We start from the raw sequence: 26,111 nt of genomic DNA, 5'->3' as shown, positions 1-26,111 counted from the left end.
GGTTAAGTGCCTGATTGCGCGCGACGCAGGCGGTCGGGCTCCCGCTCGCCCACCCCGTCGTCGCCGGGGAAGCGCACGATCCAGTAGTCCACCGATGCCGACGGATCAGGACGGCGCGGCGTCCACGCAAGGCCGTCCACGTCGTGGCCCCAGCTCTCCAGCAGCTCGGACGCCCACGCCTTGGCTGCGTCCTCTCCGCCGGCGTCCGGCCCGTCGCCCATCACGGCCGTGTGATCGTCGTCGCCGACGCGGTGCAGCACCCACGCCGCGTCATCGCTGCCCTCCATCACGTACGAGAGGATCAGCTCTCCCTCATCCTGCATTGCGGCCTCCAAGCCCCGAGCGTGTTCCATATCGGGACCAACCCTGCCATCCGGCACTGACACGGCCAGTCACGCCGCAGGTTCTCCACCAGGTACTCAGCACTGTCTCGGCCGGATCAACGATCGGCCACGGGGCCGTGCACGAGGCGCTGGGGCACCGCGAGTTCGGGGCCCGAGCCGGCAATCCGGTGCGACGCCACCGGGAGACTGGGGGTGGCCGCAGCTGGCGCGGAATCGCCACTGCCGCCAGTCGTTGGAAGATCCACCGCCCGGGACCAGAGGACACCGTCCAGCACCGCCGGATACGGAGCCATCCGAGACAGCCGCATCACGTCCCGGACGGCAGCCCGAACCGGCGTAGTCGGCGTCCGCCTGACGATCGCGGACGGCGGCCCAACGCCCCTGACCGGACCTGCCGGGCCTCTCCTGGCCGGCATCGACCACGCTGCGCCCGTCTGCGACGGAACATGCCCCGCGGTCGCCATGCCCCGCGCCGTCGAGAGAGACGCCGGATCCGCATGTGCCGCCGATGCGGACACTGCCTGCTGCCGTGTGAGCCATTCCAGGAATTCCGAGGCTCGCATGTTCGATTTATGTTCGACTACTGTGGTGCTCTGACTATGAGAGTTAGGACGGGTTTGGGGGTCTTTGTTCGGAGGTTGTGATGAGTGGCGGGATGCATTTGCATGCCTCGAGCGGCTACTCCGCCCGCTATGGCGCCTCTCACCCGTACGCCCTGGTTGCCAGGGCTGCCGAGCGGGGCATCGGGACGCTCGCGCTGACCGACCGGGACACCGTGACCGGCGTGGTCCGGTTCGCGAAGGCCGCGGCTGCGGCCGGGATCAGGCCGCTCTTCGGCGTCGACCTCGCTGTCGCCCCTCACACACCGAGCGGACCGGTCCCTGCCCGGCGGGGTCGGACCCCGGTGCGCGGCGGCACCCACGTGGCCGAGGCACCAATGCGGGTGACGCTTCTCGCTCAGAACGCCTCCGGGTGGGGGCGGCTGTGCCGGATCGTGTCGGCCGCCCACGCCTCCGGGGGCGGCCCGCCTCTCGCCTCATGGGAGGTGCTGCAGCACTACGCCGGCCAGGACCTCACCATCCTGCTCGGACCCGTCTCAGAGCCGGTCCGTGCACTGACCGCAGGCCGGCCCGACATCGCACAGCAGCTCCTTGCACCGTGGCGGGACCTGGCCGGCGAGAACCTGCGCCTGGAGTCCGTCTGCTGGGGGATTCCCGGGACGGGGCCCGGTTCGGTCCGGCTCGCGGCACACACCCTGGCCCTGGCCGACCGCCTCCAGATCCCCGCCATCCTGTCGAACGCCGTCCGCTACGCCGACCCGGGTCAGCACCGCATCGCGGATGTACTGGATGCGGCCCGCCTCCTGCGGCCGGTGGACCGCAAGCGGCTGGACTGCGGCGAGCGGTGGCTCAAGGGCCCCCAGGCGATGGTGGCGATTGCCGAGCGGGTCTGCGCGGCTGCGGGCGCCGGGCCCGGCCGGGCGGCCGCGCTCCTCGCCGAGACCGCCCGCACAGCAGAACAGTGCGTCCTCGATCCCGTCCACGACCTCGGCCTCGGAACCCCTCACTTCCCGGAGCCGGCGGTGGTCGGCGCCGGTCCAGGACCGGACGGGGCCATGCGTCTGCTGCGCCAGCGATGCGAGGCCGGCATGGTCGCGCGCGGCCTGGACCTCGACCCGGCGGCAACGGACCAGCTCCACTACGAGCTCGGCATCATCGGCCGTCTCGGCTACGAGCCGTACTTCCTCGCGGTCGCCCAGGTCGTCGCGGACATCCGCGACATGGGCATCCGGGTCGCCGCCCGCGGCTCCGGAGCCGGATCCATGGTCAACCACTCCCTGTTCGTCGCCACCGCCAACCCTCTCGAACACCACCTGCTGTTCGAGAGATTCCTCTCCGAACGCCGCGCCTCGCTCCCGGACATCGACATCGACGTGGAGTCCGCCCGCCGGCTGGAGGTCTACGACCGCATCATCCAGCGCTTCGGCCCCGAGCGGGTCGCGGTCACCGCCATGCCCGAGACCTACCGCGCCCGCCACGCCCTCAGGGACACCGGCCTCGCGCTCGGCCTGCCCCCGCACGTCATCGACCGCGTCGCCAAGTCCTTCCCCCACATCAGAGCAGCGGACATCCGCAGCGCCCTCGCCGAGCTCCCCGAACTGCGCGGCCTGAAAGCACAGGCCGCGCAGTTCGGGGCACTGTGGGAACTCGCGGAAGGACTGGACAAACTGCCGCGCGGGATCGCGATGCACCCCTGCGGCGTCATCCTCTCCAACGCCACGCTGCTGGACCGGCTGCCGGTCCAGCCGACCCCGGGCGGCGCCTTTCCGATGGTCCAAGCCGACAAGGAGGATGTCGAAGATCTCGGCCTTCTGAAGCTCGATGTGCTCGGGGTGCGGATGCAGTCGGCGATGGCACACGCCGTCGCCGAGATCCGCCGCACGACCGGGAAACAGATCGACCTCGACAACCCCGGCCAGGTCCCGCTCGACGACCAGTTCGCCTTCGCCCTGATCCAGGACTCCGACACCGTCGGCATGTTCCAGCTGGAGTCACCCGGCCAGCAGGACATGGTCGGCCGCCTCCAGCCCCGCGACCCCCAGGACGTCATCGCCGACATCTCCCTGTTCCGGCCCGGACCGGTACAGGGCGGGATGCCCGCGCTCTACATCGCCGCCCGCCACGGAGCCGCCCCCGCATACCCGCACCCCGACCTCGAACCCGTACTCCGCGACACCTACGGGGTGACGATCTGGCACGAGCAGATCATCGACATCCTCGCGGTCATGACCGGCTGCGACCGCGCACTGGCCGAAGTCGCCCGCCGCACGCTCGGCGACGCCGACCGGATCCCGAAACTCGAAGCATGGTTCCGCGACAAGGCCGGCGCCCGCGGCTACCGCCCCGAGGTCCTCGACGAGGTGTGGGACATCGTCGCCTCGTTCGGGGCCTACGGATTCTGCCGCGCGCACGCCGTCGCGTTCGCCGTCCCCGCCCTGCAGTCCGCATGGCTGAAAGCCCATCACCCCGCAGCGCTGTACGCGGGCCTGCTGGAACACGACCCCGGCATGTGGCCCAGCCGGGTGATCGTCGCCGACGCCCGCCGCCACAACGTCCCCATCCTCCCCGTCGACATCAACTGCTCCCGCCCCCAGTACACGGTGGAGGAAACCGACTCGGGCTGGGGAGTACGGCTCTCCCTGTCCTCGGTGAAAGGCATCTCACAGGAACAGGTGACACGGATCGCGGACGGACAGCCCTACAACTGCCTCCAGGACTTCTGCCAGCGGGCCCGCCCGGCCCTGCCCATCACCGAACGCCTCATCCAGATCGGCGCCCTCAACCCCGTGAAGGGAAACCTGACCCGCCGCGACCTGCTCCTGCAAGCCACCGAACTCCACCGGCACACCCACACCAGGCCCGGCCCAGGACAACTGCCCCTCGACGACACACCCCTGACCACCGGGCCGAGCGGACTCAAGGAGATGACCAGCCGCGACATCCTCGACGCCGAACTCGGCGTCCTGAAGATCGACGTCAGCCAGCACCTGATGGAACACCACCACCGGCTGCTGCGCGAGATCGGCGCCACCGACGCCCAGCACCTGCGCTCCATGCACCCAGGACAGCAGGTCCTCGTCGCGGGCGTCCGCGCCTCCACCCAGACCCCGCCGATCGCCTCGGGGAAACGGATCATCTTCGTCACCCTCGAAGACGGCTTCGGCCTGGTCGACATCGCGTTCTTCGAGGACTCCCACGAGGCATGCGCACACACGGTCTTCCACCACGGCCTCCTCCTCGTCCGGGGAACCGTGGAGGCCCGCGGACCGCGACGCACGGTGGTCGGCCAGATGGCATGGGATCTGGAAGAGCTCGCCGCCGCCCGCCGCGACCACGGCCCACAGGCCGTCCTCGACCTCCTCGGCCACACCACCCCCGCCCCCACCCCGGCCCAACCCGGCCCCGGCCGCACACTCGTCAACGGCACCGCAGGCGCACAACTGCACCCCTACGCCGACCTCCAGCCCGCAGGCACCCGCGCCGCCGACCTCACCCGCCTCGGCCACACCAGCCCCGGGAGCGCCGGATGACCTCACCGACCCGGCACCGCACCATCCTGCGGATCCACTTCCACCCCGCCAACCCCAGCCCGGAACTGTACGACCAGCTCCTCGCCGTACTCGAAGGCATCACCCCGCGCGTCGAAGCACACCCCGCGGACTGGTCGACAGACGCCGACCTCACCGGCGCCCTGCGCTACTGGCAGCAGGACCCCGCCGGACTCGTCGGCGTCATCAGGCTCCGCACTCTCGCCCTCACAGGAGTCCAGTCGAGCGCGGGCGCCGGCCCGAACCGGATGATCGCAGCCATGGCCGCAGCCCTCACACCGCCCGGCGCCGCCACGATCGTCGGCACCAGCCCCTACGACATCGCGGCCTTCCTCAGCCCCCAACACGCAGCCATGCTGCCCGGCATCGGCCCCGCGACCGCCAAGATCCTCGCCCGCTACGGCATCCGCACCGTAAGAGACATCGCCGACACCCCACTCGCCACCCTCCAGCGGATCCTCGGCACCGCCGCCGGCCGCCAGGCCCACGACCGCGCCCACGGAATCGACGACCGGCCCGTCATCCCCGCCGCCGCACCCAAATCGATCAGCGCCTCCCACCCGTTCGACCGCGACGAACTCGACACGGACCAGCACCAGCGGACCGTCCTCGCCCTTGCCGAGCAGCTCGGCGCCCAGCTCCGCGACCAGAACGACATCGCCCAGGCCCTCACACTCACACTCACCTACGCAGACCGGACCACCACCACCAGGACCCGCACACTCACCGAACCCACCGCCCACACACCAGCCCTCGCCGCCACCGCCCGCGACCTCCTCACCCGCCTCGGCCTCCAACGAGCCCGCGTCCGCGCCATCTCCCTGCGCGCCGAACGCCTTCTCCCGGCCTCCCAGACCGCACACCAGCTCACCCTCGACACCCGCGACGACAAAGCCCGCGACCTGGAAGCAGCCCTCGACCGGGCCCGCACCCGCTACGGCACCGGCATCGCCGGCGCCGCGAGCGCCTACCGGAGGGCCAGATGAACCAGGACGAGTCCACGATGAAGACCAAGCACGTCGCCCGGCTGCGGTTCGAGTCCGACGGCCCCGTCGTGGAAGGCGAATGGGCACTGCCCAAGACCGCTGAGGATCAGTACAGGAAATGGGTCGGGCTCTACAGCAAGAACCCGAACGTCGTCGTCTGCCTCATCGAAAAGACCAACGACCGCGAACGGCTACTTCGTACGTGGACGGAGCAGGGGGAGACCACCCAGACCTACAACCCCAGGACAAGAGCGGGGCGCCGTGCTGAGGCCGGCTGAGTGCATCTGCACCGGGCAATACGTGCGGCAGCCGGCAGGCGCTGGCGGAGCACCGGCATTGCGCACACTTCTATGGCCTTCTCGACCTTGACGGACTTGCGCATGCGGCCGATGTCGCAATCACCTGCGATCTCGACGCCCATGGCATCCGGCCAGTGGCCGAACGAGGCGCCGCCAGCCTGGGGGTAAGCGGCCGAAGACCGCGGTGAACGAGCCCTGGACGGATGCGCTGACGAACAGCGTGTCCGTGGCGTGCGGGAGCCTTGGGGCGGACCCCCTCAGTGACCTCGGCAGTTGGCCGACCACCTCGCTGGCCTCACGGTGCGGCCAGTTCACGATGATGTCCTCGCCCGCGGGCGCGGGTACGTCGGAGGCGGGTCTGTCGCGGAAAGCCCGGTGCCGCAGCAACCCGGCACGGCCCTTGCGCAGGGTAAGCCGGACGCCCGTGGGCAGGAACTCAACCTCGGACTCACCGAATGAGGTGACCTCCTCGAGTGTCAGCCCGAGCACCGGCGTCTGTGGGTGATGCCACGGGTCACGGTGCGCCTGATCATGCTCACCCGCCTCGATCGCCACCGCGGTGGGCAGCGGCATCTCGTCGAGCATTTCATCGGTGACCGGGACGATCTAGCGGAGCTTCAACTGCTCACCAGTGACCTCGTCAACAACCGCCCGGACCGTGGTCGCATGAGCGATCCATCCCGGACAGCACCGGACCGGCACCAGCCACAGCGCCTGCCGCTCATCCGTACGAAGACTCACTTGATCAGGTGAATATGTGAAGCTTTTCCACCTTGGACGGCAGGTAAGGAGATGCCGGATTTCCCAGTGGGAGCGCCAAATTTTCCAATGAACAGGCGGGCATCGATGCGGTTTCCTGTCGGGAGCCACCGGATTTCAGGTCTCTCCTGTCGGAAAAGTTGGGCCGAGTTGAAGGAAAACGGGGCCCCGAGATGAGGATCCCTCGCTGCCTGCTACCTGCATCAGCGCTGGTCAGCGCACATCCACCCCTGTTCCTGTGTCGCTGAGTTACGCCGCAGAACGAAGCATGAATAAACCACAGAAAAAAGTTCAGAAAATCGCTGACGAAACCACATGGAAAAATTGAGCCGCGCACCGAACTTTCGGATAGCCGCAGGTGGCAGGGGAATTTGCGCGCTCAGTAGGTACCGGGAGAAGGTGCTGCTCGTGAGGGCACAAGAAATGTTGAGCCACCCCGGACAGGGGGTGGCCCAACCCTGTGCGCCACAGATCAAGGACTTCTTCGACCGGACTCAATAGTCCGCGAGCGCACAGGAGATGATGCTCATGGTTGCACACCTGACGATTACTGCCCGCAGGGCTGCACCTGGTGCCGACGATACAGCGGGGTGCCTGGACTGCGCAGGGCGCGCCACGCAGCACGCGCGGCGACGTCAGCACCTACGCGCCTGCGGCCAGGGCGCTGCAGCAGTGTTTGCGGTCGTCGCTATTGGCGGTGCGCTGGTCATGTTGACTATCGGGCTCCCGCTCTACGCCGGCGCGCTCGCGGCACTTGCTGCTGCTGGTATCTCTGCTGGCGTCGCCATGCGCGGTTCGGAGCGACAGGCCTGAACTTCACGGCCCGTCCGCTATCCCAGTGGACGGGCCGTCCCACGCGTGCTGCCCGCGGGCGGGCGAACTACTTCCTCGGTCTCCCGGCCCAGGGTGAATCACAGGCCGATGGCGACGGTTGCCCTGGTCGTGGCCTGCTCGTACAGCGCGTCCTAGGGAGTGCTGTCGTCGAAGCCGGCCGCCGGGGCATGGCTGATGAGCATGCCCCAGATCCTTCCAGACCGGACGGGCACCGTTCGGTGTCAGTGGTTTCTGATAGACCCGACGACGATGAATGACGGATGTGTCTTCTTTGATACTGACCTTCCCTTTCCGCAGCAGAGGGGCAGCCTGAGCGCAGAAGCCTTTGTCGCTCAACGGCGCGCCGCTGCCGACTGGCTCCACGGCCAGGAACAGGCATTGAGCGAGGTGTTCCTGGCCGAGGGCCGGGACGAGTTACCAGTGGACGACTACCTGCGATGGCGCCAGCAGCAGCAACGCCGGTTGGGACAGGCCCGAAAGGGCTGGACGGACGCCTTGGCCGAGGCTGGCTGGAGCATGGACAGCTCTTGGGCTTACCTGCGTCCTGATCTGCTGACCGAATACGACGCGGGGCACCCGGAGAACCGGCCCGAGCGGCCCTTCGAAGAGAAGGTGACGTCCACGATGAGCGTCTGGTGGCGCTGCATCCGCGACGAGAATCACCAGTGGAGAACCTCAGTCAACAACCGGCATGCCATCGGCACGGGGTGCCCCCGGTGCGCCAAGAGAGGAGTCTCCCGAAGAGAACAGGACGTCTTCACGGCTCTGCGCGAGAGGCGTCCGGAACTGGAGAGCCCGGCCTCGGTCCCGCGCGTCAGAACCGCCAGCGGTGCGCGGCGCATGCGTGCCTGGCGAGTCGACATGCTTCTGCCCGGCACGCCCGCGGTGGTGGTGGAGTACGACGGCGCGTATTGGCACAAGGACCGGCTCCAGAAGGACCGGGACAAGACCGCCGACTTGTCGGCCGCGGGCTGTGTAGTGATCCGGGTGCGTGAGGACCCTCTGCCCGCCGTCACGTCCAACGACATCATGTGCGCACAGGACTTGCCGGCCCATGAGGTGGCGGAACTGGTCCATCGCAGGATCGACGAGCTCGCCCGGGGCGGCCGAACACACGAGAGCGCCTCCACACAGCTGACGGAGCAACCGCCGGAGCAGCTGGACCTGTTCTCCGAGAGCGTCGCCCCGGACAGCAGCTCAACGGCGTCGCGGGGACCTGTTCCGGCCGCACTCGGGGCCCACACGAAAGCCGTCGTCGCGATACTGGTCCACGAAGGATTGCTCGCGGTGCACGAGGCGGAGGTCCGTGGGGATTGCGCGCTCGGTACGCAACAGCCGATTCTCCAGATGATCCCTCAGGCGTTTCATGAACAGAAGTGCGGCCTGGTCAGGTTTGAAGCCCTGGCCAAGGCTGCGGTCCGGGTGATGGCCAGCGAGAAACTGCCGCCGAGGTGATCCCGCACTCCCAGCGATCACCCGGGCCCGCGGCCCTGGAACAGCAGATGACCACCCGGACGCTTCCAGCCGGCGCCGGCGGGTGGGTGAGTGGAGATGTGGGTGCTGCAGATCGGGTGAGAGCGGTTGTGGTGCCGGAGGGCCGGTGACGGCCCCACGCCGAACCCGAGCAGGTGGGCACAGACGCCGTATGGCCACGCAGACTGCCGGACCGAGGGGCACGAGCCGGCTGTGTCTGCCGCTCCCTGCCCCCGCCACCGCCGGTACCGGCACGCCTGGCACAGTCAGCGTTCCCGCTCGGGAAGCGGACCGGTTCGCCGACCAAAGGCACAGATATGCCACTGGCATATCCCTTTTGCGGGGATTCGGTTCCTTGGCTCGTGGGGCGTGCGTAGCATCGGCGGTGTCGTCGTAAGACGCAGGAACGGGGCCGCCCCTGAAGGACGGCCCCGCGGAGCGGTCGCCGGGCTACGACGGGAGCCGACTGAGTAAGTCGAGCAGCAACTCGACTGCACTCAGGTAGAAGCTCCACGCCGCGTAGTCCGGCGCATCGTCCCACTTCATGATCTGCCTCCTCGACAAGGCCGGGAGAGGCACTTCCTCCCTCCGGCCAGCTGGTCCGGGGGGATCCCACGAAGAGGGACACCGCGCGATCGCACTCTAAGCGCCGTGGCACGACCGCCCTCCGGCATGAGCGAAAGTGCACGTTCGGTCCCCCTTTCTGACCGATCACGAAACCGCCGCGAAGGCCGGGCCGGAAAACCGACAGCACGCTGAAGCCGTGACCAGCGCGCCGATCACCGTGCACCAGGCATCCAGCACGGCAGGCCGCCGCGTCACCGCGCGCACCCACAGCCACGATGAAATCCTCGGCACCGCCCACCCCGACCACGACCTACGGGATGTGGGCGCACCTGGCACCAGGAAAGCTCGCGGGGGTACCGGCCTCCCAGAGCGGAAAGGAGAACGTCGTGGCACGCCAGGCCCTGACGGCACTGCAATCCTGCTCCTCCCTCGGCACCGGGTTCCCGAGCCGGCGCGACGTGCCAAGCCCCGACCACCCGCGGCACATGGCGGTTCCCTGGCACACCCGGACCGCCTCGGAACCAGACGAGGCGGCGCGCAACTGTATGCGAACATGCAGCAGTTCTACGCAGTGGCGACGTGACGGAGGTGCCCATGCAACTCGGAGGCCCATACCCGGAGCTGTCCAAGGTGGCCGTGACCGTCTACCAAGTGGTGCGCTGGGTGGGCAAGGAAGGCCGACCGTTCGACGCACACGGCCTGCGCCTTGCCGACGTACTGTCTCTGGGCTTCGAGCTCAGCGACTGGGAGCCAGACAGCCACGCGCCCGGAGTCCGCCGCACGCCGCTCACCGTCAGCGAGATGATCGACATCGCAGTCCACGCCGGACTGCTGCGCCACGAGCCGGAGCGGCTGCTCCCGGTCGACGAGCAGCCTCTTCCCAAGCTCACGACCGAGAAGATCCGACAGATGCTGGTGCCGTACGTCCACGGCGCGGCCTCGGAACTTCTGGTCCCCGTCGCGGAGCTCGAACACCTGGGCGGCGAAGTCGTGAACGCGATGTGGCAAGAACTGGCGCCTGCGCCTGGGCCGACGGCCGTTGAGGACCTCGTGACCCGTCTGTGGTGGAACGAGATCGACCATCACATGAAGCCTGAGCACCTCTACCCGAACCCTCCTATGCGGACACACCCAGACCTTCTGGGGGACTTCCGAAATCGCGTTCTGGCGGTCCTGACGGCCTACGCATGGGTGGGCCTGGCCACCCTCGATGGCGAGTACGCACTGGTCACGCTGACCCCACTTGGCCGTGAGGCGGTGCAGCACCTCCCGCCACACCACATGCCACCGCGCCGATTCCTGGGACGTCTGCACGAACGGCTGCGCCGACGCTCGCACACGGCGCTCCCCAAGTGCGGTGCCAGAACACAGAACTGAGAGCGGATGCTCCTGGCTTTCGGAACCGATCCCAGGGGCAGAGGCGGGCCCGGGCACCCATGGACGTCTACCGCCGCCCCCTCAACCCCGATGAGCCCAGGGCCCTGGAGGAATGGGGCGGCTTCGCCTATGTCCCCGCCGGGCCGCCGAGAACCTTCCCGCCGCGCAGGCGCGGGCGAACGGCACTGGCCCCGGCTTTTTGCCGATGAACAGTAGGATCGACTGGACGGGCCCGGCGGCCGGGTTCTGCGTCCGGCCGATGCTGCCGCCGCCGGGCCCCTCCCCCCTTACTGCGCAACGCGCAGCACGAGTCCGGCCCGAGCACAGTGGCGGAGACGTGCCTGGCCGCCAGTCGGCACCAGCGGGTTCGACGACCCCAGGCTGGTGCTCTACACCGGGATCAGCCGCCTGCCCCACCTGACCGCGGGCTGGGCACTGTTCGGGGTCCACTCGAAACGTCCCCCCGGCCACCCCCTTCCCGCACGCACTCCGGGAGACATGGGCCACCCGGCCCCGACGAGGCCACTGCTCCGCCCGCTCGCCGGAGAGGCTGCACAGCGCGTGCGTGAACACTCAGGCGTCCCGGCGTTCGTGCAGCCCGACCTCGGCGGAAGCGATGCCGGCCATGGTCACAGCTGCTTCGCTCACCGCCCAGACATGGTCCTGGGGCCGACGGCCAGCGGGGTCTGTCGGCCGCCTTCTGCGATACCGCAGAAGGCCGTACCGCTTGGCGACATGCTCGATGACCAACTGCGCCCAGCGGGCCGCGGCCGCCCTCCCGCCGATCTTCGTGACGAGGGCGACGTGATCGATGAGCACGTCACCTGCTCGGATCCGCCCGGCCTTCAAGAGCTCGATCAGCTGCCATGCCAGGGCGTCGCCCAGGGACGAGGGGCTCACCGGGCCGTCCAGCGGGACCAGCTCGGCCGGCGAGAGCTCGGCAGCCCCCGACGAGCGAGGAGACGGGATCAACGCGCGTGGCCGTGTTCCGGGCTGGATGCCGCCCGATCGAGGCTGATGGGTGAGCCGCAGGTCCTCGGGGAGGGTCTCCGTCAGATGCTGCCTCAGGCTTCTGCTGCAGCGGGCCGTCTCGGAGTCGGTGGGGTGCAGGAGTGTCTCGGTCTCCTGTTCACAGAGGTCTTCGCGGTCCCACAGCGGCTCGAAGCCATGCCCGACGTCATTGCCCTCCCATACCTCCCATGGCTTGGAGACCGTCCACTGGCTCCACATCTCGGCGCCGTACTCGTCGGTGTGCAGGACCAGGCACCCGTGCCCGTCCCACCGGCGTAGGACGAAGCGGTCCTCGTCGGCGAAGGCGAGCCGAAGTCCGGCAACCCCCGAGAGCTGGGGCGCACCGTTGGGCGGCACCTCCAGGTACGGCACCATCATGGCGAGGAGAAACGAGAACAGGGTGGGGTCCGGCCTGAGGTCCAGGTGGAGGCAGGCACGGCCCAGACGTATTCCGACCGGACCGGGATCCATGGTCCCGTCGTCCTCGGCGCACTCCAGCGCACCCAGGAGGTGTTCCTCAAGCTCCTGCTGGGCCAGACACCCTCCCAGGACGGGCAAGGTCGGCAACGGCGTTCGCATGAGCCGAGGTTAGTCCGTTGTCATTTCGTGGGCGTGCAGTTGCGGTGCGAGGGTGGCCGGGCATCCGCCTCGTCCGCGCCGGCATCGGCATCCGCGCCCCCCAGGACAACCGCTCTGGCCGATCATGTCCCCCACGTACAGTTCATCCGGATCAACCGGGCACTGAGCAAAGCGCTGAGGACATTGGCCGAAGGGCGGCAGACCAGCAGCGCGGTGCTTTCCAGAAGCGGGGCTGGGCACGGGGGTTGGTCCCGCAGGTCGCAGAAAACCGCTAAGCAGGGGACCGATGAGCGAAAACAATGAACTGGACTGGTGCGTCGCGGAAGTGAATCCAGAAGAGCGATTCCGTGCGGCACTCGATGCTGCCGGCAATCCAGTCGAGCTGCCCAGATGTTTCATCAACTGGCTGCGAACCTACTGGTTGGACAGCAGTGAGTTAGAAGCGTTCTCTCTCTGGGAGGAGACCGTCCGTGAATCCTGGTGGGACGCTGCCGAGTTCGTTCGATGCCTGGATGCGACTCTCCAGAACCCTACCGATGACTTCACCTCCCTCATCCGCGAGCACGGCGGAATGCTGCTGCAGCATGAATTGTCGAATGGGTATTACCAAGAGTTCAACAGGGCGGAGTACCTTGACTGGCTTAGCGGTGTAAGGGACAGATTCGCCGAAATTCTCAATACATCAGATCCGGGGGCAGTGCAATAATCCTCTCCCGGGCTGCCGGTGGGGCCGGGCCAGTCGGGAACCCGGCCCGGGCTCCGGCCCGGTGCCTGCGCGACTGGCTGGGGAGCTCCGCGACCAGGGTGTGATCGATGCGGGTACCGGCTGCCCAGTTCCAGCCGGTGTTGCCGCGCCCGGCCCGCTGCCGCTGTGACGCCGTCTCACCCTGGGCTCTGCGCCCGCTCGCCCTCCTCACGGCCCTGTACCTCGCCCACCAGCGCCCTCGTGCCGGGACCCTTCCGGCGCCGCTGGAGGCGTATGCCGACGCCGGGGTCCTCTGGCCCGCCCACCGTGTACCCCGATGGTGCGCCGCACCGTTGCCACCCTGACTCGACGTCGGGCGCTGCACGCCCGGCTGGTAACGGCGCCTGGCCAGGCCCGCCGGTGCGCCCCGCCCCTGCCTGCTCGGTGAGGAACGGCAAGTATCGGCCGGTGTCTCATTTCAGAGGATTGCAGGCATTCGGCCGCCGAGGCAGGCAGGGTGTGTACGGCACGTGACCCCGGGCTACGTACACCCCAGTCCAGGGGCAGAAGGGGCCGCGCCGGCCATTCCCGAGAGGCAAGGAGACCGCATGGAACTGCCCGTACGGAGCGCATCGGCCGGTGGTAACGGCGCCGCGGACCAGGAGCGGTGGCTCCACCTGGCGCCGCAGGAAGCCGTGTTCGACCAGGCGGAGTTCGTGGACCGCTACGCGGTGCTGCGGTGGGACACCGAGAGGGGCGGCCTCGCCCTGGTGCACTCGATGACCCACGGCAACGCGACCCCCAAGCTGGTCGCCGACACCCTGCGCCAGCACTACGGAGAACGCCTCACCCAGCGGTACGCCTGCGTGGTCGTCGCGCAGACCAGTACCCAGGTGACCCACCCGTACGTGCCCCAGCTCGACGTCTACGACATCGACGGGGCCGGGAAACCGTACGAGACCACGTGGGCCCGGCTCAAGGCGGTCCTGGGACAGCCGGCGCCGTACTGGTACCACTCGCTGCGCGACCGTGACGCGATCGCCGCCTGGCGCCCTGGCGTGGCGCCGGCCCTGGTGCCCGCGCACGACATCGCCACCCCGGTCACGGCGCTGGCCGAACTGGCCGCCGACGAACCGGACGGATCCCCGGCCGCCGCCCTGTGCCTCTAGCTTGCCCGCGAGGTCCGCCACCGCGGATACACCTCGACCACCCGCTACATCACCGAACTCCGCAAGAACGCGGCCGAGGACGGCGACGGCGCCCACCTCACCCTCGGTGCGCTGCCAGCCCCGCTCACCCGCCCCGCCCCCAAAGAACCGGACGAAACAATCCGCCGCGCCGGCTGGCTGGCCATCACCGAGCGCCGCGACGTCCTCGCGCACCGGGTCGCGGACTTCGCCCTGAGCTGGAACGGAGGCCGGGACTGGCACACCGGCGAGACGGCCGAAGCACGGCCGGGCGTCTGCGCCACCGCCCGCGAGTGGGCCGGACGCCTGGTCCCCGCCGAACCGGGCCTGCCGCCCACCGTCCTGGAGAAGACACTGCTGGACAACGGCTCCGGCACCGGCACCGACATCCTCCTGCACGACCCGGTCACCGGCGTCCCCGCACTGCACTGCGCCCCGGGCACCCGCAGCGCGTACCTGCGCACCCACACCCTGCAGCGCCTGCCCGCCCGCACGCCGCTGGCGGCCCTCATCCTCAGCAACGGGGCCTGCTGGATCCGCACCCAGGACGGACACCTGTGGCCGGCACCCGAAATGGAGGACTGGGGCATCGGCTTCGGCTACTCGGGCAACGGCTGCCTCGCACTCGCCCGCCTCGTCGACACCCTCCTCGACGACATCACCGCCCCCGCGGTCCGGGACAGCGACCCCGAGGCACCGCGCACCCTGTTCGAGCTCCTGCGCGACACTCCTTCGGACGGTGCGACCACCTACACCCGCGCCCAGCTCCTGGCCGTCCGCGCCGGCTGAACTCGCCGCGGCCGCGGCCTCGGTACGGCGGACCACGCCGGTCTCGTCCCGGCCGCCTACAGCCCGCAGCGTGGCAGCGGCCGCATGCCGCCCGGCCCGGACGGGGCTGACGCCGGGACTCCGTCCCGCGACGGTCGTGCACGTGAGGGCCGGGGGCAGCGCGGGTGGCACCACAACGCCCAAGGGCCGCACTCCGACCCGGTGCCGGAGTTTCCCTGCCCTGACCGTGTCAGGGCTCGCGACGCTGGTAGGGCCGGGGCGAGGTACGAACTCGCGGGCGGGCGCCGGTGTTGCGGGGTCGGCCGGGGCTTCTGCCGTACCCCGGGCCGGGATCCCGTAGGTGCGTGTGCAAGGCCCCTGGAAGGCCCCGAAGCGTTGCTGTCGGCTCGCCGCAGCACGAGTAGGACCGGCGGGCCGGGTTTCCCCAGGCCGGTGAAGCCGGCCCGGGGATGCTGCTGGTTGGCGCGGTTGGCGGTTGGGCTGGTGCCCGAGGCTGCCCGTTGGCGTTCTGGCCGGGCCTGGCCGTCGGCCGGTCCGATCCGGACACAGCCCTGGACGCGACCGGCCGGCCTGGCAACCGGCCTGCGGTTCGGGAGCGCTGGATGCGCTGCTGCGTCCGGTCTTGGCTGACGCCCGCCATCGGTCTCCTGGTCGACTGTGCGCTGCGCGCCACGTCGCGGCACCGGCGGGTTTGCCCGCGAGACGAGCGCGCCCCCAGGTTTCAGGAAGCAATGAGCCCCAGACTGGCGACCGGAGCACCACCGGTCTCTATCGCCCGTGCTGCATGGCCGCGCTGTTCGCGGCCGCCCCGCGGCTAGCGGCCGTGGGGCCGACGTCGACTTCGGGTGGGGCGGGCCTGGGTGAGAGAGGGGAGCGACAGGTAGTGCTCCCAGCCGGGCGCGTCCTCGGGGTAGTACTGCCCGGGCGGGCCGTCCAGTGGCCGGATGCCGACCAGAGGACTGCCGGATTCCTCGATCTGTGCGTCCTCCTGCGGATGGGTCCAGCGCAGTACCCGCAGGCGGTGCATCCACTTGTCCCCGAAATCGAAGAGGTAGCCCAGCTTGAAGCCCGGTGCGAGCATCGCGGCCAGCGCCGTCTGCTGGGTCGGGATCTCACCGGGGGAGAAGGGCATGGCCGCGGGTTCAGGCCGGGGGCGGTCGATGGTGATCCGTTCGAAGCTGGAGCCGCAGTAGAACCCGCCGTCGCCGGGCGGAAGGTCCCAGGTCAGGGACTGGATGAAGAACGCGGCAAGGTGGTCGTCGTCGCGGGCGAAGACGCGGTCGATGGCCTCCGCCAGGTGGATCCATGTGTGTGACGCGTGACAGGCGAGCGTGAAGGTGATCGGCGAGGGCGACGGCGATTCGCCGCTGACCATGAGGACCAGACCGCGGCCGGGGTCGGGCGATCCGGCGCGGTGGACGGCACGTCCGCGCGTGGACCGGCACAGCTCCTCGTCCCGCTGAAGCAGGACGTCGAGCGAGGGCTCCTTGCGGGCCCGGTCGTAGGAGGCCCGGTACGGCAAGGACGGCGGTACGTAGGGCATCAGCTCCTGGTACGGGTACACCCCCGTCACCTCGGCCAGGGCCAGCTGCAGGAACATCTCACCGGGCCGGTATCCGTGGTGGGCGTGCCACTGCTTCCACAGCCAGTCGCCCACCGGCTGCCCGTCGTGGACGGCCGAGCGGGGGACGGTCTGTCCATGTGCGGATGTCCAGCCACTGAGGCACTCGAACAGGGCCAGCCACTCCATCGCAGGCTGCGCGTCCAGGCCCCGGCGGGCAAGGTTCTCGCGTTCGCCGGAGCTCAGGTTCTGCCAGGACCGTCCCACCGCCATCACAGCCTGTCCCCACCCGATTTCCGGAGCGGGGCCCGGACGTCCGGGTTCGGGCTGCTGCCCCTGGGCGAGGAGCACGGTGAGGATCTCCGCATCGTGCTCCGGCGGGTATCCGGCGCAGAGCGCTGCGGGTTCCTGCCCGTCGTGTTCCGGAAGGATCTGCCCGGCAGGGGCCGGCACTGGGGTGGGGGAGTCCAGGGCGGAGGCGAGGACTTCGACGGCCTTCTGCCGTCCGGCGCGGTCCAACGGCCGGGGAAGCAGGCCTTGTTCGGCAGCGAGCCGGACGCGGCGCAGGGCTTCCTGGTAGCCGCAGGCGGTCTCTGCATGCAGGGCCTTGGCGATCTGCTGCTGATGGGTGGTGTTGCTGTGCTGGGTCACGTGCGCTCTTCCGCGCCTGGCACGACCCGGCCCACCCCGAACCTGCCTGGCGTAGCGGAGCGTCCCGGACCACGGCAGCACCATCGATCACGCGCCGTGTCCTGCGGTCGCCTGGTTCTCCAACTGCCGGCGGTGGGACCGGCCCTGGAACGTGCCACGACGCACGCTCGCGGGCAGCTTATCCGGGTACCGCGGGGCAAGAAGCCCATCCCAGCTATTGCGATAGTCGCAATTGGTTGCGACTATCGCAATATGCATCCGATCGTTGAACTCGCCGCCCTGATCCACCCGATACCCGAACCGGGCACCCCCGACCCGGACGACATCCTCGCTGATGTGCGCGAGGAAGTGGACCGCCTGCGCAAGGAGTACGCCGACAACCTCGAAGCCACCGCCTTCGGTACCGACACCGACCCGCTCATCGTGGCCCTTCAGAAGGCGCACACGGACAAGGAGGCGGCAGACCGGCGCATCCGCACCCTCCTGGCTTACGCCCGGGAGTTCCACCCCGCACGCCGTTACTCCCTCAACGAGCTCGGCGAAGCCTCCGGCTACACCATCTCCGGCGTACGCACCGCCTACGGCGACCCCGAAGTCGCCCTCGTACAGGACCAGATCGGCCGTACCCCGCGGCGCGCCGCCCAGGAGCAGGAGTCGCTGTGACCGTCCAGCCGGCGCCCAGCGCCCCGCCGCAGGCCCCGACAGCGCGTCACCTTGCGCGCCACCCCTCTCTGCCCCCCTATCTGGAGACGGCCGCCGATCTCCGTCAGCAGATCCACTCCGGCCACCTTCCGCCCGGCCACCTGCTGCCTCCCCTCCGCGTCATGGCCGTGCACTACAAGATCGCCATCGTGACCGCCCGGTCCGCCCTGCGGGTCCTCCAAGACGAAGGCCTGGTGTACACCAGGCAGGGCCGCGGATCGTTCGTCGCAGCGCCTCCGTATTCCGTGACGCCTACCGGAATCCCGCCCACCTGCGAATGCGCGCGGTTGGAGCGACGCATCGACGAACTCACCGCCGCTCTGCAAGACCTGCTGCAGCCGCCGCCTCAGAGCCGGCTCGGCCGAATGACAGCAGCTCAGAGCGGGTGACCGACAACCTGCGCAGAACAGCGGCGTGCGCGCGCCTTCTCCGGAAACGACGCGCTGCGCGAGCCGGACAGACTCGGCCTGCCGCACGCACTGCCGGACCACGCGGCACGACTACTACGCTCCGAACCGCAAGGGGGGACACCACCGATGCTCAAGGCGCTCCGCGACGTCACCGTCCGCATGTCCGGCCGAATCCCCGAACAGGACATCGACTTGCGCACCCTGTACAGCCTGCGCATGCCCAACGGCAACTACAACCCCGGCCGGATCCTCGAAACCCACCGCCTCTGGGAACGCCGCTGGAACGACACCACCCCCTATGTCTCCACCGAGACCAAGCCGTCCCGGACCGAACACCGTGTCGTCGGCCTCCTCGCGGTGGCCGACCACACCGAAGGCGCAGGCAGCCCCGACCACCTCGAAGCCCTGCTCCAGGTACCCCTGCTCGTCCTCGTCGATGACCCCGATCAGGCACGCCAGGGCTTGATTTCCTTCCAGGAGGAGATGTCCCGCCTCGGCCCGGAAGAGCGGGTCGGCGGCCTCGTCTTTCAGTCCCGCACCTTCATGCGGAACATCACCGTCGCCGACCCCCACCGCATCCGCCCCCTCGCCGTCTGACGAGCCGGGAGAAGGGAACGCCCTCCATGACCCTTACCGGGGATGACCACCGGGCCGCGATCGAGGCTGCCAAAGAGCAGATCCCGTCGGTGGAGCAGCTGTTCCTGGGGTGGCCGACGACCGGCCCCCAGATGGCCAACGCGGCCCACGCCGAAGCCGAACTGTACGAGACCAGCGGGTTCGACGACCCCAGGCTGGTGCTCTACACCGGGATCAGCCGCCTACCCCACCTGACCGTGGGCTGGGCGCTGTTCGGGTCCACCCGCAACGTCCAACCTGGCCACCCCTGCCTCCCGCACGCACTCCGGGAGGCACTGACGGATCCCGACGCCGCGCGCGCTCTGCAGTTCATGGCTGTGGACCACCAGGAGACCGATGAGGCGGCCGCCGAGACACTCTCGGATCACCGGACCGTCCGGACACTCGTTGGCCTCGCCTCGACCGCACATCTGGGGCACCAGGGGCAGCCACTTCGAGTCGACGTCGGCACGGAGATCTACGCGTACCACCCCGGCCCGTTCAGTCTGGGCTCCACCACCACCGACATCGTGTGCGTCGGCAGCCCGATCTGGATCGCCGGAGCCTGACAGCAAAGAGGGCCGCGCCCCGAACCGGGACACCCGGCCCCGGCGAGGTCACCGCGCAACGGCGACGCCGGGACCGGCCCTGGAACGTGCCACAACACACGCTCGCCAGCGGCCTATCCGGGCGCCGCGGCGCGGGAAGACCATCACCAGGTATTGGGGCAGCGCGGCTGCTCCCGGAGCGAGGGCCCCGAGACCGGCAGCCGGGCGGCAGCCCCAGGCCGTCTCGTCCCGACCAGAGGCTCAGGGCCCACTCGACGTGACGCAGGGCCCGAAAGGGCACGAACGGCGTGGCGGCCCCTTGGAACCGAGACCCGCCGCTACTGTGACGCCCTGCGGCACTGGTCTGCTGCTCCTCACGCGAACCTCGGCCCACTGGTTCAAGGCGGAGGCGAAGAAGCAAGGCTTCGATCCGTTCACCCCACCGACCTCCACACTGCGCCCAGTACCTGTTCCTCACGCTCCGCGGGCCGACGGAGCCGAGCGGAAGGTGCTTGAAGCCAATGTCGGCCAACCAGACCAGCAACCGGGCCCGGACGTACGCGCTGTACACCGGTGCTCCCCGCCAGCTCGCATGCGAGGTCGTCGCCGGCCTCCCCCGGCACGCCCCTCTCATCCCGGCACCCGCCCACCACGCGCAACTCCTTCTTGAGTCCGAGGCGTTCTACTGGATCCTCAGCTCCCAGAGGAACTTCTTCGAATTCCCCTTCGGCATCCGGTACGTGCAGCCCACCGAGAAGAGCATCCGGCTCCACCTGGAGAGCAACGCGAGCCTCGACAGCCTGCTGGCCGGGCTGCTGCCCGGCCGCGTGCCCGCAGGCACCGGCCGCGACGAGATCCACGGCCTCAACGGGCTGCGGATCGCCGCACGAAGCGAGCGCGGCATCGAGCTCCGCCGCCTCGGACAGCCGGCCGGCATCCAGCTCACCGGCCCCTCCCGACGCGCCTTCCACAAGGCCGAAGCCGCCCTCGCCGAGCAAATCCACGCCGACGGGGGTGAGGCCAGCTGGCTTGCCGGTGACACCTGGACCACCCACGAACGGCTGTGGGAAGACGAGCGCCAGCCGCTCGCCTACGAATCCACCTGGCGCGAAGCGGCCTGGCTCCCCAGCGGGCTGCTGCGCCGCCTCGGCCTCCTGCACACCGTCGCCGTCCCCCACCTCGTCACCGGCCACGAGTCCCGGCTGGGGGAGTGGTGGATCCTGGAGCTGGACCACGCCTCCGACACCAGCCTGCGCCAAGCCGAGCTGGTGCAAGCCCTCACCGACCCGGAACACGGTCTGCCGCTGGAACTGCGCGGGCACCGCGACCTGACCCCCGGCGAGAGCCTCGGCCTGGTCCTCCTGAAGTCCCCGGACAACACCGCCACCCTCCAACTGCGCTACGACCGCATCGACTACCTGGTCAAGGAGGAGCGGGCCGAGATGTTCGCAGCGATCCGGCAGCGGATCGGACGCGTGGAGAAGACCGCGGCGCAGGAGGCCCGCCGTCCCTCGGTACGTGCCTGACGGCCGATGCTGCCGCCCGCCGACCGGACTGCCCGGCATCGCCACCTCTCCCGACGCATCGGCAGCCATCCGGACGCTTCACCTGACCCCCATCGTCCATGGGCGAGGGTGCACCCGATGAGCGGGGACGATTCGGAACGGGATCTTCGGGCAACGTCCGGACCACGCACAGAAAACCTGTCGTAGTAACTGTGACAGGTTTTCTTGGAGGGAGATCCCATGCCGGATGTCATCGACGACCGCGCGACCCGCATCACGATCCAACGCCCCCCGCTCGCCCCCCTGCTCTACACCGACCCGGCTACCGCGCAGGCAGATCTGGACCGCTACGAGGACCTGCGTGGGCAGGATGTCGAAGTGGTGGCCGGCCCCACGCTCCTGCATCTCTGGTCGTTCAGCGGGGCGTCGGTCTGGTCGGACGGGCTGCTGAGCTCCGGGGAGGTCCGGACACCGATGTCCGTTCCTGCCGGCGAACCGGACCGCCAATGGCGCAAGGGTTTTTGCCGGTTCGAGGCCGCCGAAAGCCCCCTGGACATGATTCGCCGCGCGCGGAACGGGCGGGATATCGGGCCGGATGTGTGGATGCCATGGCTCGACGCGGTGGCCGCAGCCGAGGAGACCACGCACACGGAGAGGACCGAACGCGCCACCGCCCCCGATGCGACGGCGCGACGGACCCTGACTCTGATCCGCCACCGGGTGAGCTGTGCGGACGGAGTCGCCCGTGACCTGTGGCAGATCCTCGAACTGGTCGAGGCATCCAGCATCCGGACCCCGTCGGGCTGGGAAGAAGTGACCAGGCAGTCCATCGTCTACCCCGACGAGAGCGCGGCTCGCGCCGCCCTGACGGGCCTGGCCGACGGCCTGCCGCCCATGGTCACCGTGGCGGAACTGGCCCCCATCCTGGGTGGCTCCACGGATGCCGTACGTCAGGCGGTATCCCGGGCGACACGCAACCGGTTCGAGCACCGTGGCCGGCCCCTGCTGCCGCGCCCGACCGTGTTCCGCGGAAGCCGGGCGCACTGGTACGACCCCCGGGCAGTGAAGCGTTGGTGGGACGGGCGTCCCGGCCACGGTCCGGGACGCGGTCATACAAGCCAGTGACATTGCCACCCCGTGGCCGAGGGCTGGACCACTCGGTGTGCCACGCAGGGATGGAAGTTGCTTGACCGGCCCGGCGGTGTCAGTACCGCCCGGCACCATGAGTTGAAAAGACCGGGGAGGGTCTCTGCAGTGAACGAACAGACGACGGTACGGGTGGGCGTTCCGGCCGTCCCGGACGGTGCGGACGTGCATCGGTCGTGGAGGCAGGTTCTTACCGGCCTGGACGAGAGCGCCGAGGGCGCGAAGGCAGTGCAGGGGCCGGAGGTGGGGCACGGAGCGGTCGTCGAGACGGCACCCGGGGCGCTGCTCCTGGTCGTGGACGAGCACATCACCGGATGGGGGGAGGCGTACCGCACGGGGAAGGCGTACCCGCTGCTGGATGCTGCGGTGATGCTGTACCTGGTGCAGGCCGATGGTGCGCTCAAGGCGTTGTGGGCGCGGCACTTCCAGACGGCGAAGGGGGCGTTCGGCGCTGCGGGCCGCGGGCAGCTTCGCAAGCACCTGGCCGCGCGGCCGCCGGCGCCCGGCCTGCAGGTGAGCGTCGTTGACGCGGGCCCGGGGCGTCCGAACGTCAAGCCGGGGCCGTGCCGGTGGTGCGAGACGGTCCTGCGGAAGGACCAGGGCGTTCTCGTCGGGCGTGGCCAGGACGCCCAGGTAGAGCACCGCGGGGAGTGCCCGACGGAGCTGGCGAAGCCGGGGACGTATTGCGCGGTGTGCGGCGGGTCCGTCGCGCCCGGCACGGCGCGGATCGTCGTCGTCCGGGAGGGGGAGGGCCGCCGGGAGGTCCGGCATACCGGTTCGTGCGCAGAGCACCTCTCGTTCGAGGAGCACGAGGAGCGGGCCGCGCGCAGACGTGCCGACGAGGAGGAGCTGCGCGCCGCGGAGAAGGCCGCGGAGGCGAAGAAGGCACAGAGGCGTGCCGCAGCCGCCGAGAAGCGGCGGGCGGCCCGTGAGGCGAAGGAGAAAGCGGAGCGGGAAGAGGCCGAAGCGATGCGGGCCCGGGTCGAGTCGCTGTCCGTGGTCGAGGAGACGGGCCGGCAGGAACTGTTCAACAAGAAGTTGAATCCGTACGGGGAACGAATGCGGCTCGTCGAGGTGTCCGCGATCTTGACGGACGGCGAGCCGGCCCGCTGGTGGGATGTCGACGCGTACGGCGTGGACGCCGAGGACGACGACCGGGGCGGCCGGTACTTCCTGCCCGCCGACGCCCGGAGCGAGTACCAGCGGTACAGCTACGAGGAAGAGCGATACCGGCCGGCTCGAAGGCCGCGGACCGGGCCGGTTCCGTGCCCGCCCGGTGGAGCGAAGCACTGCGACAACTGCGGCACGACCGTGGCAGTAGGCGGCTGGATGGTCGCATCGCTCGGCCGGGCGTGTGGGGCCGACTGCTACGACGCCATGGCCGACGGCTACGGAGCGCATGCCACCCGATATCACGGCTGACACAGCCAACTGCGCCCCAGCACGCGGGCGGTTCGGTAAGGTGTGTCGTGTTCCCCGTATCAGCGGGGCTGGACCTGTTGCTGAAGTTCTCCGGCCGAAGGTCAAGAACGTTGTCCCCGCTGACGCGGGGTTGTTTCCGCCCGAGCCCATGCGGCCCATACGCGGTTCCTGCTCCCCGCTCACTGCGGGGATAGCCCCAATCCCTCCTTGAGGTCGGGCCGAACATGTCCATGCTCCCCACACATTCGTGGGCAGATCGGAAGGGGGCGCGGTGCCTCGCACGCTTCCCGCTCAACCTCACCCGCTGGCCGAGTATGCGGGGCGGATCGACCCGGCCAAGGTCTACACGCTCCGCCAGCTTGCCGAGCTGATGGAGCTCGCCCCCTCCGCTCTTGCAGGGATGGCTCGCCACGGCTGGTTTCCTGGGAGCCGTATGCAGCCGCACCGCCGTGGCGGACGCACCTACACCTGGACCGGTAAGCAGTTGGTACGCCTCGCCGCCCGCACGATCAGGGTGGAGTACGACCACGAGCGGTACTCGGCCGCAACCTTGTATCGCGTCGGCTGCCGGTGCCCGGCCTGCAAGAAGGCCCACAGTGCTGCCACCACGGAGCGGAAACGGGCACTGTCCGAAGCGGCGTTCACCGAGGAGCAACGAAACCGGGTGGTCGAACTCGTCAGCGGGCAGATGCCTGTGGCCGAGGCGGCGGCTGAAGTCGGGGTGACGCTGGGACAGGTCTATGGCCGGGCGGTCTGGGATGCCGACTTCGCGGACAGGCTGGACGAGGCCGCATGGTCCTTGTGTGTGCTGGGCGAGGACGACCCCTCGTGCAGCCTGCCCTCCGCATACCGCGGCAATCCGAGAGGGCCGTCTCCGCGGCCGGCCTGTCGGGGTACAGGATGCCGGGAATGGCGACGGGCCCAGGCTCGGCAAGAACGCGCCGCAGCCTGAAAACGGCCCATCTGGACCTGTACACGCGATCAAGGAGATGAGCACGTATGGAGACGCCCAGGCCGCAGGCGGTGCTCACCATAGTGCGATTGCCGGAGCGGTCACGTTCGCCGAGGTCGCGGCCGTGGGTGTCCCACACGCTGCACGGGATGCGGAAGTCGGTTGAGGACGGCCGGCGCCTGCGCGGAACGTGCGGACGCGGACTTGCTGCGCCGTACCGGCCGGCCAGGGCGCTGCGCCTGCTGGAAGAGGCACGTGCCCGGCTGGCGGCCGGCCCGGCCCGCCGCCCGGAAGAGCTGCCCGTTGTGTGTACCAGAGTTGGCGATGCCCGGTCCGCCGACGCCGTCGGCCATGGGCCCGCCCCTGCGGGAACCTGCCACCTGCGTCAGCGGTGTACGGCACAGTGGCGTACCGGAGTCGTCTTCGGTTCCGCCCCGCCACGAGCACGAGGTCAGTGATGGATCGCGACACCTATGCCAAGAGCTTCGCCAAGCGCCGAGAGGGCGAGCTCGCCGAGCAGTTCCGATGGCTGCCCAGGATGTACAGGGCCGCCGCGTCACGGCTGGAGAAGCTGGAACGGCAGGCCGAGCGGCAGTTCCCCGGCGCTTTCGACCGGCTGGACCAGGCGCGCGAAACCGCCGGCGGCAGCATCCCGACTTGGTGTTGGCTGCCTGTGGCCCACGTTCAGCAGGTACTCGCCGACCACTACCCCCACCGCACCACCCGGGCTCCCGGCGCGACCGGCCCGGGACTTGCCGTCATGGCCGCCGGCGACGCAGCCAGGCTGCAGGCGATCGGAGCGTGGCGAGCCGCTGGACGGCACATGGTCAACATCCACGACGACACGGTCCTTGAGCTGCAGGAGGCGGGCGACCGGATGCCCGCAGACCTGCCCCAGCGCTGGCCCCTCCACGGCCTCTACGTCGTCTCCGAGGCACCCAACGGGGCCCTGGGCGCCTTCCTCCACCTGGAGTGGAACGAACAAGAGCGGCGCGCCGAACTGCGTATCGCCCCGGATATCGCCCCCACTGCCGCACTCGACCGCATTCCCGTCCAGCCCCTGCATCTGGAAGGCGGCACCGTGACGGAGGCCGCCCGCCGAACCGTGCTGTCATTCCACGCGGGAGTCGACACGGTCCTCGGCACGGAAACGCTGCCGGACATCTCGCCGGGCAGCGCCGTCGATGAGGCGGCCCGGATGGTCGGCGCGAAGAACGCCTTCTGGGTGGCGGCGGCCGACTGGCTGGCCTCCGCTCGCACGACACCGTTCGACGCGGCTGTCGTGACCGGGGCCGAGCCCGCGGACCAGTGGCCACCGGCCAAGGTCCGCGGCACCGTGCGTGCCCCCATGCTGTGGCTGGCTGGTCCGGCTGGGTGACGCGACAACGGACGGACCCGCCACCAGGCCCTCACTGGACCGTCGTAGAGCACCCGCGTGCTGCCGTTCGCCAGCCCGGCTGTCTGTCGGCGTCCGTCCGTCGGATGACGTTGTCAGGCACGGCCGTTGTCCGTCACGGCGCCGCGCATCGCCGCTGGTAGAGGAGGGGTGCAGTTGGTATGTGGCTCAGACACTGCCCGCGCTGATCGATGCCCTCGTCCGG

The 26,111-nt window shown here is 69.6% G+C and carries 21 protein-coding genes; 17 read left to right on the top strand and 4 right to left on the bottom strand.

The window, feature by feature from the left end; all coding sequences use genetic code 11:
- Positions 1-2: 2 nt before the first annotated feature.
- Positions 3-323, bottom strand: a complete 321-nt coding sequence (locus tag ACFYY1_RS35475; protein WP_388592978.1) for a hypothetical protein — start codon at positions 321-323, stop codon at positions 3-5.
- Positions 324-999: 676 nt separating this feature from the next.
- On the opposite strand from ACFYY1_RS35475, the gene ACFYY1_RS35470 reads away from it, so the two are divergent.
- From ACFYY1_RS35470 to ACFYY1_RS35460, 3 genes are read left to right on the top strand one after another with little or no spacing between them, the layout of a single operon-like run.
- Positions 1,000-4,434, top strand: coding sequence for a DNA polymerase III subunit alpha (locus ACFYY1_RS35470; protein WP_388592976.1), 3,435 nt, complete (start codon positions 1,000-1,002; stop codon positions 4,432-4,434).
- Positions 4,431-5,438 (top strand): helix-hairpin-helix domain-containing protein, encoded by a 1,008-nt coding sequence (locus tag ACFYY1_RS35465; RefSeq protein ID WP_388592974.1) that lies wholly within the window; start codon positions 4,431-4,433, stop codon positions 5,436-5,438. Before ACFYY1_RS35470 ends, ACFYY1_RS35465 begins: the two co-directional genes overlap by 4 nt.
- Positions 5,435-5,716 carry a hypothetical protein gene (locus tag ACFYY1_RS35460; protein WP_388592973.1) on the top strand — a complete coding sequence of 94 codons (282 nt, stop codon included), beginning with the start codon at positions 5,435-5,437 and terminating at the stop codon, positions 5,714-5,716. The genes ACFYY1_RS35465 and ACFYY1_RS35460 overlap by 4 nt, the downstream gene beginning before the upstream one ends.
- A gap of 120 nt (positions 5,717-5,836) precedes the next feature.
- Here ACFYY1_RS35460 and ACFYY1_RS35455 read toward each other — a convergent pair whose 3' ends face one another.
- Positions 5,837-6,322, bottom strand: coding sequence for a hypothetical protein (locus ACFYY1_RS35455; protein ID WP_388592971.1), 486 nt, complete (start codon positions 6,320-6,322; stop codon positions 5,837-5,839).
- 1,146 nt (positions 6,323-7,468) lie between these two features.
- Between ACFYY1_RS35455 and ACFYY1_RS35450 the strand changes: the two genes are divergently transcribed.
- Both ACFYY1_RS35450 and ACFYY1_RS35445 read left to right on the top strand, forming a co-directional pair.
- Entirely contained in the window at positions 7,469-8,785 is a 1,317-nt protein-coding gene (locus ACFYY1_RS35450; RefSeq protein WP_388592969.1) for a zinc-ribbon domain-containing protein, read from the top strand.
- A 1,221-nt stretch (positions 8,786-10,006) separates the two neighbouring features.
- A complete protein-coding gene (locus ACFYY1_RS35445; RefSeq protein ID WP_388592966.1) occupies positions 10,007-10,747 on the top strand; it encodes a hypothetical protein in 741 nt (246 codons plus the stop codon).
- Between the two features lie 573 nt (positions 10,748-11,320).
- Here the strand turns inward: ACFYY1_RS35445 and ACFYY1_RS35440 are convergent.
- Positions 11,321-12,337, bottom strand: a complete 1,017-nt coding sequence (locus ACFYY1_RS35440) for a hypothetical protein (RefSeq protein ID WP_388592965.1) — start codon at positions 12,335-12,337, stop codon at positions 11,321-11,323.
- Between the two features lie 286 nt (positions 12,338-12,623).
- Here ACFYY1_RS35440 and ACFYY1_RS35435 point away from each other — a divergent pair, with 286 nt between their 5' ends.
- The 3 genes from ACFYY1_RS35435 to ACFYY1_RS35425 all read left to right on the top strand — a co-directional run bounded on the left by ACFYY1_RS35435 (position 12,624) and on the right by ACFYY1_RS35425 (position 14,998).
- Positions 12,624-13,043, top strand: coding sequence for a hypothetical protein (locus ACFYY1_RS35435; protein ID WP_388592962.1), 420 nt, complete (start codon positions 12,624-12,626; stop codon positions 13,041-13,043).
- Between the two features lie 587 nt (positions 13,044-13,630).
- Positions 13,631-14,191 (top strand): hypothetical protein, encoded by a 561-nt coding sequence (locus ACFYY1_RS35430; RefSeq protein WP_388592960.1) that lies wholly within the window; start codon positions 13,631-13,633, stop codon positions 14,189-14,191.
- A gap of 591 nt (positions 14,192-14,782) precedes the next feature.
- Complete coding sequence (locus ACFYY1_RS35425) at positions 14,783-14,998, top strand: hypothetical protein (protein ID WP_388592958.1); 216 nt, start codon at positions 14,783-14,785, stop codon at positions 14,996-14,998.
- Between the two features lie 814 nt (positions 14,999-15,812).
- Here ACFYY1_RS35425 and ACFYY1_RS35420 read toward each other — a convergent pair.
- Positions 15,813-17,210 (bottom strand): hypothetical protein, encoded by a 1,398-nt coding sequence (locus ACFYY1_RS35420; RefSeq protein WP_388592956.1) that lies wholly within the window; start codon positions 17,208-17,210, stop codon positions 15,813-15,815.
- A gap of 252 nt (positions 17,211-17,462) precedes the next feature.
- On the opposite strand from ACFYY1_RS35420, the gene ACFYY1_RS35415 reads away from it, so the two are divergent.
- The 9 genes from ACFYY1_RS35415 (at position 17,463) to ACFYY1_RS35375 (ending at position 25,888) form a co-directional block, all read left to right on the top strand.
- Positions 17,463-17,873 carry a hypothetical protein gene (locus ACFYY1_RS35415; protein WP_388592955.1) on the top strand — a complete coding sequence of 137 codons (411 nt, stop codon included), beginning with the start codon at positions 17,463-17,465 and terminating at the stop codon, positions 17,871-17,873.
- Positions 17,870-18,301 (top strand): GntR family transcriptional regulator, encoded by a 432-nt coding sequence (locus ACFYY1_RS35410; protein ID WP_388592952.1) that lies wholly within the window; start codon positions 17,870-17,872, stop codon positions 18,299-18,301. Before ACFYY1_RS35415 ends, ACFYY1_RS35410 begins: the two co-directional genes overlap by 4 nt.
- 147 nt (positions 18,302-18,448) lie before the next feature.
- The gene (locus tag ACFYY1_RS35405; RefSeq protein ID WP_351260369.1) at positions 18,449-18,919 is read left to right on the top strand and encodes a hypothetical protein; all 471 of its coding nucleotides are present in this window, start codon (positions 18,449-18,451) and stop codon (positions 18,917-18,919) included.
- 26 nt (positions 18,920-18,945) lie between these two features.
- Positions 18,946-19,506 (top strand): hypothetical protein, encoded by a 561-nt coding sequence (locus ACFYY1_RS35400; RefSeq protein WP_388592950.1) that lies wholly within the window; start codon positions 18,946-18,948, stop codon positions 19,504-19,506.
- A gap of 500 nt (positions 19,507-20,006) precedes the next feature.
- Positions 20,007-21,011 (top strand): hypothetical protein, encoded by a 1,005-nt coding sequence (locus ACFYY1_RS35395; protein WP_388592948.1) that lies wholly within the window; start codon positions 20,007-20,009, stop codon positions 21,009-21,011.
- A gap of 219 nt (positions 21,012-21,230) precedes the next feature.
- Entirely contained in the window at positions 21,231-22,115 is an 885-nt protein-coding gene (locus tag ACFYY1_RS35390; protein ID WP_388592945.1) for a hypothetical protein, read from the top strand.
- Between the two features lie 129 nt (positions 22,116-22,244).
- Positions 22,245-23,558, top strand: coding sequence for a hypothetical protein (locus tag ACFYY1_RS35385; RefSeq protein ID WP_388592944.1), 1,314 nt, complete (start codon positions 22,245-22,247; stop codon positions 23,556-23,558).
- 271 nt (positions 23,559-23,829) lie between these two features.
- Entirely contained in the window at positions 23,830-24,510 is a 681-nt protein-coding gene (locus ACFYY1_RS35380) for a hypothetical protein (RefSeq protein ID WP_388592941.1), read from the top strand.
- 457 nt (positions 24,511-24,967) lie between these two features.
- Positions 24,968-25,888: a hypothetical protein gene (locus tag ACFYY1_RS35375; RefSeq protein ID WP_388592939.1), complete on the top strand. Its 921-nt coding sequence runs from the start codon at positions 24,968-24,970 to the stop codon at positions 25,886-25,888.
- Positions 25,889-26,111: the final 223 nt, after the last annotated feature.

It is taken from the genome of Streptomyces sp. NPDC001890 (genome assembly GCF_042891445.1).
Taxonomy (GTDB): domain Bacteria; phylum Actinomycetota; class Actinomycetes; order Streptomycetales; family Streptomycetaceae; genus Streptomyces.
The sequence above is the reverse complement of the archived record's forward strand: the minus strand, read 5'-3'. Positions and strand labels throughout refer to the sequence as shown.

Bases quoted from the DNA above. Each gene is read 5' to 3' on its own strand.
- ACFYY1_RS35475 (WP_388592978.1), bottom strand. From the start codon at position 323: ATGCAGGATGAGGGAGAGCTGATCCTCTCGTACGTGATGGAGGGCAGC.
- ACFYY1_RS35470 (WP_388592976.1), top strand. From the start codon at position 1,000: ATGCATTTGCATGCCTCGAGCGGCTACTCCGCCCGCTATGGCGCCTCT.
- ACFYY1_RS35465 (WP_388592974.1), top strand. From the start codon at position 4,431: ATGACCTCACCGACCCGGCACCGCACCATCCTGCGGATCCACTTCCAC.
- ACFYY1_RS35460 (WP_388592973.1), top strand. From the start codon at position 5,435: ATGAACCAGGACGAGTCCACGATGAAGACCAAGCACGTCGCCCGGCTG.
- ACFYY1_RS35455 (WP_388592971.1), bottom strand. From the start codon at position 6,322: ATGCTCGACGAGATGCCGCTGCCCACCGCGGTGGCGATCGAGGCGGGT.
- ACFYY1_RS35440 (WP_388592965.1), bottom strand. From the start codon at position 12,337: ATGCGAACGCCGTTGCCGACCTTGCCCGTCCTGGGAGGGTGTCTGGCC.
- ACFYY1_RS35435 (WP_388592962.1), top strand. From the start codon at position 12,624: ATGAGCGAAAACAATGAACTGGACTGGTGCGTCGCGGAAGTGAATCCA.
- ACFYY1_RS35430 (WP_388592960.1), top strand. From the start codon at position 13,631: ATGGAACTGCCCGTACGGAGCGCATCGGCCGGTGGTAACGGCGCCGCG.
- ACFYY1_RS35425 (WP_388592958.1), top strand. From the start codon at position 14,783: ATGGAGGACTGGGGCATCGGCTTCGGCTACTCGGGCAACGGCTGCCTC.
- ACFYY1_RS35415 (WP_388592955.1), top strand. From the start codon at position 17,463: ATGCATCCGATCGTTGAACTCGCCGCCCTGATCCACCCGATACCCGAA.
- ACFYY1_RS35405 (WP_351260369.1), top strand. From the start codon at position 18,449: ATGCTCAAGGCGCTCCGCGACGTCACCGTCCGCATGTCCGGCCGAATC.
- ACFYY1_RS35400 (WP_388592950.1), top strand. From the start codon at position 18,946: ATGACCCTTACCGGGGATGACCACCGGGCCGCGATCGAGGCTGCCAAA.
- ACFYY1_RS35395 (WP_388592948.1), top strand. From the start codon at position 20,007: ATGTCGGCCAACCAGACCAGCAACCGGGCCCGGACGTACGCGCTGTAC.
- ACFYY1_RS35390 (WP_388592945.1), top strand. From the start codon at position 21,231: ATGCCGGATGTCATCGACGACCGCGCGACCCGCATCACGATCCAACGC.
- ACFYY1_RS35375 (WP_388592939.1), top strand. From the start codon at position 24,968: ATGGATCGCGACACCTATGCCAAGAGCTTCGCCAAGCGCCGAGAGGGC.